We start from the raw sequence: 15,086 nt of genomic DNA on the forward strand, positions 1-15,086 counted from the left end.
CGTCGCCTCAGGCGTCGCCGGTAACGCGCAGGATCTCTTCCAGCGTGGTCACGCCGCTGTCGACCCAGCGCTGGCCATCCTCGCGCAGGTTGCGCATGCCGGCACGCCGCGCCGCCTCCCGCAGCGCAGGCTCACCCTGCCCTTCATGGATCAGGGCGCGCACGCGCTCATCGACCACGAACAGTTCATGGATACCGGTGCGCCCGCGATAGCCGCTGTTCGCGCACGCCGCGCAGCCCACCGCGCGCCACACGGTACGGCCCTCGCCATCCACCTCTGCACGCCGGCACTGGGTGCACAGGCGCCGCACCAGCCGCTGCGCCAGGACGCCGCGCAGCGACGAAGCCAGCAGGAACGGCTCCACGCCCATGTCGGCCAGGCGGGTCACCGCCGAGATCGCGTCGTTGGTGTGCAGCGAGGCCAGCACGCCATGCCCGGTAAGCGATGACTGCACCGCGATCTGCGCGGTTTCCAGGTCGCGGATCTCGCCGATCATGATCGTATCCGGGTCCTGGCGCAGGATCGCGCGCAGCGCGGTGCCGAAACTCATGCCGATGCGCGCATTGACCTGGATCTGGCCGATACCGGCGAAGTCGTACTCCACCGGGTCTTCCACGGTCAGGATGTTGCTGGTGCTGCTGTCGAGCTGGCCCAGCGCGGCGTACAGCGAGGTGGTCTTGCCGCTGCCGGTCGGGCCGGTCACCAGCACGATGCCATGTGGTTGCCGGATCAATCCGGTGAACGTGGCCAGGGTGTCGTCGGCCATGCCGAGCCGCTGCAGCTGCAGGCGGCCGGCATCCTTTTCCAGCAGGCGCAGCACGGCGCGCTCGCCATGCCCGGTCGGCACCGTGGACACGCGGATGTCCAGCGGCCGGCCGCCGACCCGGATCGCGATGCGACCGTCCTGCGGCAGGCGCTTCTCGGCGATATCCAGGTGCGCCATGATCTTGATGCGCGACACCAGCGCCGCGTGCAGTGCACGGCGTGGCTGCACCATGTCACGCAGGGTGCCATCCACCCGGTAGCGCACCACCGAATGGGTCTCGAACGGCTCGATGTGCAGGTCGCTGGCACCATCGCGTGCGGCCTGCGCCAGCAGCGCGTTGATCATCCGGATCACCGGCGCGTCGTCCTGCGCGTCCAGCAGATCGGTGACTTCCGGCATGTCCTGCATCAGGCGGTCCAGATCCACTTCGCTTTCAGCGGCACCGACCACCGCTGCGGCATCGCCGCCGTCGCGATACCGCTCCCCCAGCCGTTGCTGCCACGCTGCGGCATCCAGCGCCTGGAACGGCAGCGGGCCATGCCGGCGGCGCAGTTCGGCCACTGCCCAGGCGGCCGTTTCGGCAGTGCCCAGCAGCACCGGCTCACCGCCGGCCTCGGCCAGCATCACGCCGTGGCTGCGCACCCAGGCATACGGCAGCGGCGCGGTCACGCTCACGGACCGATCACCAGTTCCGGCGTGTAGCCCAGCCCACGCAACTGCTGCAGCGCCGGGTCCAGCCTCGCCGGATCGCGTGGCAGCCGCACCCGCAGGCGCTGTCCACTCCCGCCCGGCGTGGCCTCGGCATAGGCCTGCAATCCCAGTGCCCGCGCCTGCGCCACGCCCTGGTTGGCGCGTGCCACGTCCAGCCCCTGCGCGAACTGCACCAGCTGCGCATCGCCTTCGCCGGCCGGATACAACGCCGCCAGGCTGCTGTTCTGCAACGGCTGGCCCTGGCCATCGCGCGCATTGCCCTGGCCCAGCACGGACAGATCCTGCGGCGGCAGCTGCGGCGCGGAAAGCGCGGGCAGTGCCCAGCTCTGTGCCGGCTGCGCACCGGCCTGCGCGTTGCGCATGTAGTCGTAGCGGTCGCGGGTCAGACGCTGCCCGGCGGCCGGGTCGCGCACCACGTGCGGGCGCAGGAACACCATCAGGTTGGTCTTGGCGCGCTTGCGCGTATCGCTGCGGAACAGTGCCCCCAGCACCGGGATTTTTCCCAGCCCGGGCACCGCATCACGACCATGGCTGACGCTGTCTTCGAGCAACCCACCGAGCACCATGATCTGGCCATCGTCCAGCAGTACGCTGGTGTCCAGTGCACGCTTGTTGGTGATGATGCCGGCCGTGCTGCTCGCGCTCTGCGCGTCGATGCTGCTGACTTCCTGGTAGATGTCCAGCTTCACCGTGCCGCCCTCGGAAATCTGTGGACGCACGCGCAGCTTCAGGCCGACGTCCTCGCGCACGATGGTCTGGAACGGGTTGTTGCTGCCGCCCCCGCCGTCGGTCACGTAACGACCGCTGACGAACGGCACGGTCTGGCCGACCATGATGCTGGCCGCCTCGTTGTCCAGGGTCATCAGGTTGGGCGTGGACAGGATGTTGGCACCGCCCCTGCTCTGCAGCGCATTGGCCAGCGCCTTCATGTTGAGGATCTGGCCGACCCCCGGCAGATTGATGGTGCCGTCGATGACACCGATCTTCAGGCCATCCTTGGGCAGCACGTCCAGGGTGGTGCGCGCGCCGGTGTTCAGCCCGCTGCCACCGGTGGTGCCGCCGAAATGGGTGCCGCCGAAGGTGCGGCCATTGCCCAGCATCCATTGCACGCCCAACTCGGCCGCGTCGGTCTGGTTGACCTCCACGATCAGGCTTTCCACCAGCACCTGCGCGCGGCGCTGGTCAAGCTGGTCGATCACCCGCCGGAGGTTGCGGTACACCGGCTCGGGCGCCGAGATCAGCAGCGTGTTGGTTGCCACGTCGGCCTGCACCGAGATGCCGTTCTGGCTGAAGCCGGTGCTGCCGGCCTCGATCGGGTCGCGGCGGTTCGGATCAAGCCGCTGTGATTCGAGCGCATTGCCGCCGGTCTTTGCCTGTTGCGCCTGCGACGGCTGTGACGGCGTGCTGCGGCTGGCATCGCCGGGCAACGGCGTGATGCCCTCGTTGCTGCCCATCGCCGGTGCATCGCTCTGCCCGGCCACCACGCCGCGCAGCACCCCGGCCAGCTGGTTGGCCTGGGCGTTGCGCAGATACACCACGTGCAGGTTGCCGGACTCGTCCTGGGCCTTGTCCAGCTTCTCCACCAGCTGCCGCGCCAGGCGCGTGCGACCGGGGCTGCTGGAGCGCAGCAGCACGCTGTTGCTGCGCGGATCGGCCATCACGACCACCTTCTGGCTCGGCTCGGCGCCTTGTGCATCCAGCAGCGGCGCCACCATCGCCGCCACGTCCACCGCGATGCCCTGCTGCAGCTTGACCACATCGGTGTCCATGCCAGCGGGGGTGTCCACGCTGGCGATCACCCGCGCAATGCGCTCCAGGTTGTCGGCGTAATCGGTGATCACCAGGGTGTTGTTGCCCGGGTTGGCCGTGATCGGGTTGTCCGGGCTGATCATCGGCCGCAGCACCGCCACCAGTGCGGCCGCGTTCTCGTAGCGCAGCGCGAAGGTCCGCGTGGTCACCTCGCCGCCGGCGCCACCCGCACCGACGCGTCCGCCGAGCAGCTTGGCGTCGGCCTGTGGCACCACCCGGCTCACACCGCCGCTCTCGACCACGGCGAAGCCACGCATGCGCAGCGCACCCAGCAGCAGCTGGTAGGCCTGGGTACGGCTGACCGGACCCTCGGAGACCACGGTCATCTTGCCGGTCACCCGCGGATCGACCAGGAACTGGCGGCCGGTGAATCGCGCTGCCATGCGCAGCACGCCACCGATATCGGTATCCACCAGGTTCAACTGCACCGGTTCATCGCGGGCGTCCTGCGCCAGCACCACAGCCGGAACATGCGCCATGCCCACGATCAGGGCCAGCGCGCTGCTGCAGGCAAGACTGCGCATCGCTCTCATGAATGTCCACCTGCAACGGGTGCCATCACGATGTTTCCGGTAATCCGTGCCGCCGGCATGTTCGCATCCCCTGTACGTGTCAGTTGCAGCTGCTGCAGTTCGATGGCCGGATCAGCCAGCACCGGCAGCAGCCAGTTCCACAGCGCGTCGGCGGGCACGGCCTGCACCTGCAGGTGCCAGCGCCCGTCGCGTGCTTCGATATGCAGTCCTTCGGCGAGGCCGGCGGACCTGATCCGTTCGCGCAGCCCGGCCAGCGTCGGGCGTTGATCCCGGGCCTGCTGCTGGCGCTCGCGGGCGCGCAGCAGCGGCGCCAGTGCGGTGGCCTGCGCCTGCAGCCGCGGCAGCTCTGCCTGCCAGTGCGCGCGCTGCTTCAGCAGCGGCTCCAGCCAGAACGACCACAGGCCCGCCACCAGCAGCGCACTCATCATCACGCCCAGCATCAACCGATCGCGAGGCGGCAGGCGCTGCCAGCGCTGCTGCAGGCCTGCCAGCCCCCCACCCCGGCGCAGGGTCGGTGTGGTCACCGGTCGCCCCCGCTCACGCGCAGGCGCCCATCGTTCGCGCGTGCCAGCTCCAGGCCCTGTGCCTGGGCCGCCTGCCGCCACTGCTGCAGCCGTTGTGCGTCGTCGGCCAGCGCCTGCGCATCTGCGTCCAGTTCAAGGTCCAGCTGGCCCGGTTGGTAACGCAGGCCGCGGACCTGGCCGCCCAGTTCCGGAATGGCCTGCAGCGTACTGGCCACCTGCCGCTGCACCGCCGGCAACGACGGCAGCGGCGCCGGTGCGGCCAGCGCACGCCGCGCCTGCAGCACCGGGTCCACCACGTCGGTGATCTCGGGGAAGCGCGCGCTGAACTGCCGCGCCATGTCCTGCTGCAGCGCCTCGCCCTCGCTGCGCCAACGCGAAACCTGCAGCTGCAGGCCCAGTGCCGCCAGCAGCACCGCGGCCAATGCCAGCCCGATTGCCAACCGCGGCCGCTTCCGGGCCGCACTGGGCAGGGGCAGAGACCACCCTGGCAACGGTCCGCAGGCCTGCAGTTCGTGCGCGACCGGCGTGGCAGGCAGGCTTTCCGGCCACGTGGACGGCACGCTACCGATCCACTGCACGGCCTGTACGCCGGACTGCTGCAGCCGTGCCGCCAGCGCCTGCATCACCGCGCCCGCGTCACGCCCGCCGCACCACTGCACGCCGCCCCGGTCGCGCCCGCTGCGCACCAGCAGGTGCTCACCGCAGGCCCGCAGCGTCGCTTCCCCGCTGTTCCACGGCAGCAGCAGCGGCGTCGGATACAGTGCCCGCAGCCGCAGGCCGCACGCTCCCAGCAGCTGCTGTGCCTGCACCATCGCCTGCTGGCCCAGCCAGGCGACCGGCACGCTGCCGTCATCGGCCTGCGCGCCGTGCGCCAGGGCCACCTCCTGCAGGTCATCCAGCAGCATCGCTTCCACTTCGCCCTGCAATGCAGCCTGCAGCCTGCGCCCGGTCAGTGGCGGCAGCTGCAGCTCCAGCAGGATCAGATCGTGCGGATCGAGGCAGGCCAGCACCTCGGCCTGTGGATGGCGCTGGCCCAGTGCCATCAGCGTCCCGCGGCCATGCGCCTGCACGGCGCCCTTGTGCAGCAGCGCCCAATCGACCTCACTGTCGGTGCGCAGGCGCTCCAGCGGTGGCAGGCAGATCCTCAACTGCATGCTCATGCGCCGATCCTCGTCCACACGCGTTGCACGCGCACACCGTCATCGCGGTACTCACGCCAGATCAGCGCCCGGAAGTCGACCGCCTGGCCGTCGGCCTGTACCTGGCCGACGGCGAGAAACCACTCACTATGAATGCCAAGGGGCACCAGGGCCATCTGCGCGCTGCTCAGTTGGAGTCGATTGGCAATGTCACCGCGATTGAGCAGCCAGTGGCCGCCGTCCCGCTCCCCGAGCAGCGCCTGCAGGCGCCCCCGTTCGACCTCGGGCGTGACCGCCTGCAGCACGCTGAGATCGCAGGTGTTGGCATTGACCAGGGTCTGCGCCGGCAGCACCACGGTGCGCCGTGCCAGCGCCTGCACGGCCAGCGGATCCGACCCCGCAAAGGCCTGCTCGATCAATGATTCGCGCGGCAGGGGCGCCTGCGCCTGGATGTCGCCATCGCGCAGGCGCGCCTGTATGTGCTCGGCCGCAGAGGCGCAGGCGCCCTGCCCCAGCCCCTGCCCGGCGCACAGGGCAATGAACGCGTGCCGTGCGTCCGGGTCCGGCTTGCCGTGTGCCAGCAGATTGCGCAGGTTGAACATCGACTGCGCATCGACCAGTTGCAGCTGTACCGGAAGCGGCACCTGCGATTGCAGCGGCCGCGCCCAGCGCCCGTCACGCACCGTCGTCACCTGCTCGCGCGCGTCTTCACGCAGCTGCTGTGCCGCGCGCTCCAGCGAGGCGTCCACGGTCATGCGCACCTGCGCGCGCAGCTGGTCGCCGCGCAGCATGCGCAGCTGCGCCGACTGCCGGGTCAGCAGCGCGGTGGCGATGACCGCCACCAACGCCACCACCAGCATCGCCACGATCACCGCCATGCCACGCTGGCCGGCGCACGACACCGAACGCACCCGGGTTGCCATCGGCGGGCCTCACAGCTGCCAGGAGCCGATGTCCGCGTTACCGGCCTCGCCGCCCGGCTTGCTGTCCGCGCCCAGCGAGAACACATCGATGTCGCCGTGGCTGCCGGGAATCTGGTACTGGTAGGGATGGCCCCAGGGGTCGTCCGGCAGGCGGTCCAGATAGGGGGCCACCGGCATTGCACCGCCGCCCTGCGGTGGTGTCACCAGTGCCTTCAGCCCCTGCTCGGCAGTGGGGTAGCGTCCGTTGTCCAGCTTGAACAGCTTCAATGCCTGCATCAACGCAGCGATATCCTGCCGCGCCGCCACCACCCGCGCCTGGTCGGGGCGATCCATCAAGCGCGGCACGATCAACGCAGCGAGGATGCCGATGATCACCACCACCACCATGATCTCGATCAGGCTGAAACCCTGCTGCCGAGCCCAGCGACCACGAACCTGCCTTGCCATTGTTCCGCCCCCGTCATCCTGGAAGAGACCGCTGCGCCATGGTCAGCGGTGCATGTGTCAGTACGATAAACATCCGCCTGCTATTCGCAGTGCCTGCACCTGCTGTGGCATTGCGCGCATTGCAGGCACGCACGCGGCTTCCAGCAGTGGTGCAGGCACTTCGCCCAGCGTGTCTTCGATACAGGCACGCAGCAGCGGCTGCGCGCATGCCTGCAGCAGCCGCACGCACTGCATCGGCGACCATGCCGTGCCGTGACCGAGGCCGACGAACAACCGATAGGCCTGGTGGTAGCGCAGGTCATCGAACACCCGCTGCGCGCTGTTCAGATCGCGCATCACCACCAGCAACGCGGCGCGTTGCAGCGCGCGCGTATCGCCCGCATCGAACGGCAGCAGGTTCATGACAGTCTCGGGCCAGGGCCGCAACTGCGCATCAAGCACCCTGCGCAGGGCCAACAACGGATGCGTGCTGCTGTCCAGCGCTGCCCAACGCGCAGCATCCGCCCACGCATCGCTGGACAGCACCCATACCCACGAGCGTCCATAGCGTTGCACGTTCATCGGCGCATGCCGCGCCTGCTCCAGCGACTGGCTCAGGTGCCGGTCCAGCTCCAGCATGGTGACACTGCGACTGTCTGCCATCGGCATCGCCTGCGCTCTGCGACGCGTGATGCGCCGTACTCAGGAAAGACGTCGGCAGGGCGGATGAAGCGACAGCGCGAATGCCTCTCTGTGCGCTGCGTAGCGCTTCCTCATCGGCGTCATCGCAGCGTCATCCGCCTGCAGGCTTCGCGCTCCAGGCGCGGCACGTCGCCGCCACAGCGGCGCGCCAGCACGGCCACCTCGCTGCGTTGCGCGAAGGCCGCCAGCGCATCGGTCATCGCCACGTCATCCAGCCATGACGCCATCGCAACACGCAACGGCGGAAGCTGCCAGCCCTCCATCATCCCGTGGCCGCCAGCGACGAACCAGTGCCACAGCCGATGGTGCTGCACCTGGTCGTGCAGCTGCGCCAGCTCATCGATTGCGTACATGCCCATCAGCAGCAGCGCCCTTGCCATCGCCGCGGGCGCCAGCGCACCCGCCTCTGGCAGCGGAAGTACCTGCTGCTGCAGGCGCAGCAGCATCGCCAACGGATGCGATTGCGGATCGAACTCCAGCAGCACCGCCTGCTGCTGCCATTGCGCTTCGGAGACCACGCACACCCACGGTGATCCATAGCGATGCACCATCAACGGTCGTCGTTGCGTGGTCTCCAGCAACGCCGACAGATTGCGACGCAGATCCAGCACACCGATGGTCTCGTTGCGCACCCTTGGCCTCTCCTTGCTTGCAACGGCCCTGCGTGAAGCGCGGGGCCAGCGTCATCATCTAACCAAGGACGGCGATGCCACCCGGAAAGCGACGCAGATCCAGCGACATCGACTGTCGCAGCTGTTCAAGGGCCGCGTCGGGATCATCGATGCGGAAGCGGCCGCTGACCGGCGCACGTGCCAACGCCGACTCACCCAGCACGATCCTGCCGCGGCGGTAGCGGTTGATCTCGTCCACCACCTCACGCAGCGGTGCGCGGCGGAATACCAGCATGCCCTCGGTCCAGGCGCTTACCTCCGAGGCCACCGCCTCGGCCACCACGCCACTGAGGCGCTCGTCGTAGCGGGTCTGCTGCCCCGCCTGCAGCTGCAGGCGGCCCTGCGGGTGCTCGATGCGGGCGCTGCCGTGCAGGCAGGTGACCCGCACCTGGCCGTGGGTGTTGCGCACGTCCAGGCGCACCGCACCTTCGTCGGCAATCACGCAGCCAGGCCCGGCAAACAACGCCAGGCGCAGGCCGGCCCGGGTTTCGATCGCGGCCTGGCCCTGCACCAGTTCAAAGCCCTCGCCTTCGGCTGCGGCGCGACGGCGCAGGCTGCTCTGCGTATCCAGATCGATCTTCAGCTGCGGCACCGGCGTGATCTGCAGGCGCTCGCCGGTGCCGGTGTGGAAATCGGCGGCCATTGCCGTGACCGGCGGCCACAGGCCCAGCGGCGGGCGGATCGCGGCGACCACCACCAGGCTGGCCGGCGCGGCAATGGCAGCGCCAAGGAAGGCACGCCGGCTCCATCGCTGTGCACGGCCCGGTGCGACCGGCTGGCGTGCCGCGGCCGGCAGCTGTTCGCCCGCCAGCCGCACCTGGTCCCACTGCCGCCGTGCACGGCCGAACGCCTCCCGATGGCGGGGATCGGCGTCGCACCACGCGCGGAACCTGCGCCCATCGGCGGCGGTGGCCTCGCCCGAGGTCAGCCGCACCACCCACGCATGCGCCTGACGCTCGACGGCATCCAGCGGGCGTTGCGGGCGATCGTCAGCGTCCATGGGGGCTCATGCCGGACCCGCACGCTGCGGGGTTCTGCTCGGCGTCAAAGTGTAGACGGATGCCGGCGCTCAGAACCGCACCTGGCGCCCCTGCCCGCTGCGCTCGGCCAGGTAGTCCTGGGCCGCCTTCAGTTCGCGCTGCACCAATCGCAGCGACACGCCCAGGTGCTCGGCCACGTCCCGCTGCTGAAGGCCATCGACGCGGATGGCCAGCAGGATGCGGCGGCGGCGCTCGGGCATGCGCTGCAGCAGGGCGACCATGTCCTGCAACGCGAAGTCCAGTTCCGCGGCCTGCGCCGGGCCCGGCGCCGGATCGGCCAGGTCCATCAGCGCATCCACCTCATCCAGGCTCAGCAGCCGATGGTCGGCACGTTGCCGGTCGATCACGGTGTTCATCGCCATGCGCAGCAGGTAGGCCGCCGGGTTCTGCACCGCGTCCAGCCGATCGCGGCGGGCGCTCAGGCGCATCCAGGTATCCTGCAGCGCGTCGCCTGCCAGCTCCTCCGAGCCCAGCTTGCGCACCAGGCGCCGCTTCAGCTCGTCATAGGCCCCCAGAAGGTGGTCCATCAGGTCAACTGCCCCAGCCGTACCGTTGCTCATGTTCGAATCCTTGAAGTCATGGAAGGGGCGAGCGCCGGCCACAGTCGTGGTCGATGCCGGAAGGTCGGATCTGCAGCGTCACCGGCTGCGGCAGCGCGGCGGCATCGAGCGCCAGCACCAGCTGCGCCAGCGCCTGCAGCAGGCGTGCGTCGCGGCCTGCATTGCCACTGCCGGATACCATCTCGGGCGCGTGCACCTGGCCGTCGCTGTCAATGCGGAAGCGCAGCGTTGCTGCATAGCGGCCCGGCGCGATGCCCGGGTCGTCACAGAACGCCTCGCGCAGGCGCTGCTGCACATCGCCATAGCGACGGCGCCGCTCGGCGTCGGCAGGTTCGCTGCCGCTCGTCATTTCATTCGCGGATTGCGCGCCCCGGCGCAGCACCACGCGCTGCTCGCCGATCACCTCGGCCTCGATGCCGGTGTCCTGCAGCAGCGCCTGCAGCGCAGGCAACGGCGGCAGGCTGGCACGCAGCGCATGGCTGCTGCGCCCTGCGGCAAGGTCACCCGGATACATCACCGACCACCCGCTGATGACACTGAAGCGCTCGACGGCCAGCTCCAGCGGCTGCGCCGGGATGTCGTAGGCATGAACACCGTCCTGTGCGGCGGCCGCGAAGGACAACAGCAGCCATGCGGCGATGGCCACCCTCCAAGTTCTGACCGCATGGTGTCCATTCAGCCCCCTGACGTAGAACACATGACCCTCGGCAGCGACAGCAGCTGCAGTGCACGCGCGGCACGACCGGAACCCCGGCCCGCGCGACCAGCAAGCGGGTTCAAACCGTACCGGCAGCACATGTCATTGCGATGACCAGCGCCCACGGCCGAGGGCGAGCCCGGCTGCGCGGAGCCCGCTGTGAAGCAACGGCATCCGGCCCCATGCCGACCAGAGCGTGTCGACCAAGGTCGACACCCACCAAGAGCAGCTGAGGTCGACACTTGCCAAGAGCACCTAAGGTCGACACCCGCCAAGAGCAGCTCGTGCCGTTCCGGCACCTCGCGGGGAACTGTCGAAGGCGGGGTGGGTCCGGTTGCAGGGGTGTCCGCGGCATGGATGCCGCGGCCAAGCCCCCAAGGACGGGTTCACGGCGTCCCCTGCAACCGGACCCACCCCGCCAACACACGGAATGCCCGCTGCTGTTGCTATTGCTGCTGGGGTTGCCGGCCAGCGGCCGGCGCGACCGCGGGTGCCGGGTGCAACCCGGCCAGCCCCCACCCCTCAAAGCGGCAGGCGGGTGGTCTGCTTGATCCGCTGCATCGGAATCTCGGTCTTGGTGTTCTGCACCCCGGCAATCCGGTTCAGGTGCTGCATCTGGAATTGCCGATAGGCATCAAGGTCGGCCACCGCCACCCGCAGCAGGAAGTCGCAGTCACCGGCCATCAGATGGCATTCAAGCACTTCTGGGAAAGACTTGATGCTGTTGATGAAGTGATTGGTGGTGTCCTCGTCCTGCCCGCGCAGCCACACCCGCACGAATACGGTGAACCCCCGCCCGACCTTGGCCTCGTTCAGCAGCGCCACGTAGCGGTCGATGTAACCGCCTTCCTCCAGCAGCCGCACCCGGCGCAGGCAGGCCGACGGCGAGAGGCCCACCTGACGGGCCAGCTCCAGGTTCTGCAGGCGTCCGTCCCCTTGCAGGGCGTCGAGGATGCGCCGATCAAGATTGTCGAGCTGGTACTGCATGAAATTCCATCCGTTCCGACTATGGCCGCAGGAAATTCCAATCTTCCTTAATTCAATGGCATCAACGCAACCCGATTTCGTGATTGGACCGCTAGGATGGGCCACCCCACTCAGTTGTGTCGTTCCATGGACGCCCGTACCACCCTCCCCCTGCCTGACGCCGCCTGCGACACCGCCCCGCGTGCCGAATTCCTGCGCGGCCTGCGCGCCGCCGTGCCGGTGATGATCGGCTTCATTCCCTTCGCCCTGGTGCTCGGCGCCCAGGCCGCACAGAAGGGCCTGACCGCCCTTGAAGTACCGCTGATGACCGGCCTCAACTTTGCCGGCGGCTCGGAATTCGCCGCGGTCGAGCTGTGGACCTCGCCGCCGCATATCGCGCTGATCGTGGCGATCACCGCGCTGGTCAACAGCCGCCACCTGCTGATGGGTGCCAGCCTGGCACCGCTGTTGCAGCACCTTCCGCGCCGCCGGGTGCTGCCCGCGCTGTTCTTCATGTGCGACGAGAGCTGGGCGATGGGCGTGGCCGACGCACGCCGCCGCGCCCTCGGCTTCAGCCTGGCCTACTATCTGGGCGTCTCGGCCGGCCTGTACACGGTCTGGGTGGCCTGCACCGCGCTGGGCGCGATCGTCGGCCCGATGCTGGGCGACATCCACGCCTACGGCTTCGACATGGCGTTCCCCGCCGTGTTCCTGGTGCTGCTGCGGGGCATGTGGCAAGGCATGAAGGCCGCGCGGCCCTGGCTGGTGAGCCTGGTGGTGGCCGCCACCACCTACCTGCTGGTGCCAGGTGCCTGGTACGTCGCCAGTGGTGCGCTGGCCGGTCTGGCGGCGGCCTGGCTGCTGGCGGAGGACGCGCCATGATCTTCAATGGCTTGATCCACTGGACCTCAGTGCTGACCATCGTGCTGATGGCGGCCGCCACCTACCTCACCCGCATCGTCGGATTCCTGGCGCTGCGCAACCGTACGCTGAGCAAGCGCGCGGTAACAGTGATGGAAGCCGCACCCGGCTGCGTGCTGATCTCGGTGATCGCACCGGACTTCGTCGCCGACAAGCCGGCCGATCTGGCGGCGCTGGCAATCACCCTGCTGGCCGCCACGCGCCTGTCGATGCTGCCGACGGTGCTGATCGGCGTGGCCTCGGCGGGTGTACTGCGCTACCTGATGGGCTGACGCGCCCGCCCTTCCTGGGTAGAGCCGAGCCCTTGCTCGGCTCCACAGGAAACTCCCTGCGACACCCGGTCGCAGCCGATCCCGTCGGTCACTTGACCAATATCAAATCGCCCGCCGCCGCGCGGGCGTATTCCTATGCAGGACCCGAACACGCCGGCGTTTCCGGCATCCACAAGGACCCTGCGATGAGCTACACCCCCGACAACGCCCAGCTCCTCAACGCCATGCAGAACGTCATGGTGATCTCCACCACCGACCTGCAGGGCAACATCACCTACGCCAACGACCTGTTCTGCACGCTTACCGGCTTCGCCCGCGAAGAACTGATCGGCCAGCCGCACAGCATCGTGCGCCACCCCGACGTGCCCAAGGCGGTCTACAAGGATATGTGGGACACGATCAAGGCCGGCAAGACCTGGACCGGCATCGTGCCGAACCTGGGCAAGGGCGGCGTGCTCTATGTGGTCGACACCACCGTGCAGCCGCTGTTCGACGCCGACGGCAACATCACCTCGTACATCAGCATCCGCCGCGTGGTGAACGACCTGATGCAGAACTACGACCTGGTCGAGTTCAGCAAGGAAAAGTTCGACGACTTCTACGAGGCCGCGTGAACGCCCTCCCGACCAGCACCGCCATCAGCCGCCTGCTGGTGGGCTTCGCGTCCGAGTCGGGCAATGCCCGCGCCCTGGCCCAGCGCCTGGGCGCGGACCTGCAGCCGCACGCGCCGCAGGTGCTTCCCTTCAACGACATCGACGTGGCCAGCCTCGGCCACGGCGATGTGCTGCTGGCGATTTCCAGCTCGTTCGGTGACGGAGAACCGCCGGCCAACGGCGAGCAGTTCTTCGAAACACTGCGCCAGACCCCGACGCTGAGCGGCCTGCGCTATGCGGTATTCGGGCTTGGCGATACCGGCTACCCGCGCTTCTGTGGCTTCACCAAGGCGCTGGATGCCGCGCTGAGCGAGCGCCAGGCGCAACCGCTGTTGCACCGCGTGGATGCCGATCTCGGCTACGAGCAGTTCTTCCAGCAATGGCAGCCGGTGCTCGGCCAGGTGCTGGACGGAAACCCCGCCGCCGGCCACGACCTGCGCCTGCAGGTGACCGCCTATGGCGAAGACAACGCCTTTGCCGCGCGCATCGTTGAACGCCGCCGCTTGAACAGCAGCGATCCCGCGGCCTGGCACCTGCAGCTGGACATTGCCGGCAGCGGCATGGCCTACCGGGCCGGCGACACCCTGCACGTGGTGCCGGAGAACGACCCGGCCCTGCTGCAGGCATTGGCCGCCTGGTACGGCGACGCCGCCGCCGTGGCCACCCTGCACGACCGCGAGCTGCGCCTGCTGGGCAAGAACGTGCTGCGCGAACTGGCCCGGCTCGGTGGCAGCGAAACCTTGAAGGGCCTGCTGAAGGTCAGCCAGAAGCGCGAACTGGAGGCGTACCTGCACGGCCTGGACCTGCTGGATGTGCTGCAGGATCACGCCACCCCGGACAGTGTTCCGCTGGCGCGCCTGCGCGAGCTGCTGTCGCCACGCCTGCCGCGTGCCTATTCGATTGCCTCGCACCCCTGCAATGACCAGCTCAGCCTGTGCGTGCGCGAGGTGCGCTACACCCTGCGCGGCCGCGAGCGCGTTGGCACCGCCACCGGCAGCCTGCTGCATGGCGGCGACCACGCCCGTGTGTACTGCCGCTCCAATCCGGGCTTCCATCTGCCCGATAGCAGCGAAGCACCGCTGTTGCTGGTCGGCACCGGTACCGGCATCGCGCCGTTGATGGGCCTGATGCAGGAACTGCAGGCGACCGCCTGCGAACGTGAAGTGCACCTGGTGTTCGGCGAGAAGCACCGCGAACACGATTACCTCTACCGCGAGCAGCTGCAGGACTGGCACGCGCGCGGCGCGCTGGCTGGCCTGCATACCGCGTTCTCGCGCGATGGGGCCGACAAGGTCTATGTGCAGCATGTGCTGCAGCAGCGTGCCAGCGAGGTACGCGATGTGCTGGCCCGTGGTGGGCATCTGTACCTGTGCGGCAACAAGCGCCACCTGGAAGGCGCGATACGCGACGCGATCGATGGCATCGGCGGCGAAGGCCTTTGGGACACCCTCCGCAGCGAAGGCCGCACCCACTGCGAACTGTATTGACCCGTCCGTCGGGCAGAGCCGGCCGCTGGCCGGCTGATCTTCACATCACGAGGCTGCCGGCCAGCGGCCGGCACTACCGAAGATCGCGCTACATCGGCACCCCGACGATCACGCTGGACACCATGGGTAGAGCCGGCCGCTGGCCGGCTGCGCTTCGATCAATGAAGCTGCCGGCCAGCGGCCGGCTCTACCCAAGATCGCTCTACATCGGCACGCCCACGATCACACTGGACGCCTTGAGTAGAGCCGGCCGCTGGCCGGCTGCGCTTCGTACCATGAAGCTGCC

The 15,086-nt window shown here is 68.9% G+C and carries 16 protein-coding genes; 4 read left to right on the forward strand and 12 right to left on the reverse strand.

Going from position 1 to position 15,086, the window contains the following annotated elements; genetic code table 11:
- Positions 1-7: 7 nt before the first annotated feature.
- From gspE to VN11_RS12230, 12 genes are all read right to left on the reverse strand, one after another.
- Positions 8-1,441, reverse strand: a complete 1,434-nt coding sequence (gene gspE / locus VN11_RS12175; protein WP_080374927.1) for a type II secretion system ATPase GspE — start codon at positions 1,439-1,441, stop codon at positions 8-10.
- Complete coding sequence (gspD, locus tag VN11_RS12180) at positions 1,438-3,819, reverse strand: type II secretion system secretin GspD (RefSeq protein ID WP_053449919.1); 2,382 nt, start codon at positions 3,817-3,819, stop codon at positions 1,438-1,440. Before gspD ends, gspE begins: the two co-directional genes overlap by 4 nt.
- Complete coding sequence (gspM, locus tag VN11_RS12185; RefSeq protein WP_053449920.1) at positions 3,816-4,343, reverse strand: type II secretion system protein GspM; 528 nt, start codon at positions 4,341-4,343, stop codon at positions 3,816-3,818. The genes gspD and gspM overlap by 4 nt, the downstream gene beginning before the upstream one ends.
- Entirely contained in the window at positions 4,340-5,503 is a 1,164-nt protein-coding gene (gene gspL, locus VN11_RS12190; RefSeq protein WP_053449921.1) for a type II secretion system protein GspL, read from the reverse strand. Before gspL ends, gspM begins: the two co-directional genes overlap by 4 nt.
- A complete protein-coding gene (gene gspK, locus VN11_RS12195) occupies positions 5,500-6,405 on the reverse strand; it encodes a type II secretion system minor pseudopilin GspK (protein WP_053449922.1) in 906 nt (301 codons plus the stop codon). The genes gspL and gspK overlap by 4 nt, the downstream gene beginning before the upstream one ends.
- A gap of 9 nt (positions 6,406-6,414) precedes the next feature.
- Positions 6,415-6,852 carry a type II secretion system major pseudopilin GspG gene (gspG, locus tag VN11_RS12200; RefSeq protein ID WP_053449923.1) on the reverse strand — a complete coding sequence of 146 codons (438 nt, stop codon included), beginning with the start codon at positions 6,850-6,852 and terminating at the stop codon, positions 6,415-6,417.
- Positions 6,853-6,909: 57 nt separating this feature from the next.
- Positions 6,910-7,494, reverse strand: a complete 585-nt coding sequence (locus VN11_RS12205) for a hypothetical protein (RefSeq protein ID WP_053451324.1) — start codon at positions 7,492-7,494, stop codon at positions 6,910-6,912.
- 119 nt (positions 7,495-7,613) lie between these two features.
- On the reverse strand, positions 7,614-8,165 hold the full coding sequence (locus VN11_RS12210; RefSeq protein ID WP_053449924.1) for a hypothetical protein: 552 nt from the start codon (positions 8,163-8,165) through the stop codon (positions 7,614-7,616).
- Positions 8,166-8,223: 58 nt separating this feature from the next.
- Positions 8,224-9,204: a FecR family protein gene (locus VN11_RS12215; protein ID WP_053449925.1), complete on the reverse strand. Its 981-nt coding sequence runs from the start codon at positions 9,202-9,204 to the stop codon at positions 8,224-8,226.
- Positions 9,205-9,273: 69 nt separating this feature from the next.
- Positions 9,274-9,804 carry an RNA polymerase sigma factor gene (locus VN11_RS12220; RefSeq protein WP_006449274.1) on the reverse strand — a complete coding sequence of 177 codons (531 nt, stop codon included), beginning with the start codon at positions 9,802-9,804 and terminating at the stop codon, positions 9,274-9,276.
- A gap of 16 nt (positions 9,805-9,820) precedes the next feature.
- Positions 9,821-10,501, reverse strand: a complete 681-nt coding sequence (locus VN11_RS12225) for a TonB C-terminal domain-containing protein (RefSeq protein WP_053449926.1) — start codon at positions 10,499-10,501, stop codon at positions 9,821-9,823.
- A 522-nt stretch (positions 10,502-11,023) separates the two neighbouring features.
- A complete protein-coding gene (locus VN11_RS12230) occupies positions 11,024-11,488 on the reverse strand; it encodes an Lrp/AsnC family transcriptional regulator (RefSeq protein ID WP_008265929.1) in 465 nt (154 codons plus the stop codon).
- A gap of 126 nt (positions 11,489-11,614) precedes the next feature.
- On the opposite strand from VN11_RS12230, the gene VN11_RS12235 reads away from it, so the two are divergent.
- The 4 genes from VN11_RS12235 to VN11_RS12250 all read left to right on the forward strand — a co-directional run bounded on the left by VN11_RS12235 (position 11,615) and on the right by VN11_RS12250 (position 14,800).
- Positions 11,615-12,349, forward strand: a complete 735-nt coding sequence (locus VN11_RS12235) for an AzlC family ABC transporter permease (RefSeq protein WP_053449927.1) — start codon at positions 11,615-11,617, stop codon at positions 12,347-12,349.
- Positions 12,346-12,660 carry an AzlD family protein gene (locus tag VN11_RS12240; RefSeq protein WP_049437576.1) on the forward strand — a complete coding sequence of 105 codons (315 nt, stop codon included), beginning with the start codon at positions 12,346-12,348 and terminating at the stop codon, positions 12,658-12,660. The genes VN11_RS12235 and VN11_RS12240 overlap by 4 nt, the downstream gene beginning before the upstream one ends.
- Before the next feature lie 185 nt (positions 12,661-12,845).
- Positions 12,846-13,274: a PAS domain-containing protein gene (locus VN11_RS12245; RefSeq protein WP_005409905.1), complete on the forward strand. Its 429-nt coding sequence runs from the start codon at positions 12,846-12,848 to the stop codon at positions 13,272-13,274.
- A complete protein-coding gene (locus tag VN11_RS12250) occupies positions 13,271-14,800 on the forward strand; it encodes a diflavin oxidoreductase (protein WP_053449928.1) in 1,530 nt (509 codons plus the stop codon). The genes VN11_RS12245 and VN11_RS12250 overlap by 4 nt, the downstream gene beginning before the upstream one ends.
- Positions 14,801-15,086 lie beyond the last annotated feature (286 nt).

Origin of the sequence: Stenotrophomonas maltophilia (genome assembly GCF_001274595.1) — a bacterium.
In the GTDB taxonomy this organism is placed as follows: Bacteria; Pseudomonadota; Gammaproteobacteria; order Xanthomonadales; family Xanthomonadaceae; genus Stenotrophomonas; species Stenotrophomonas forensis.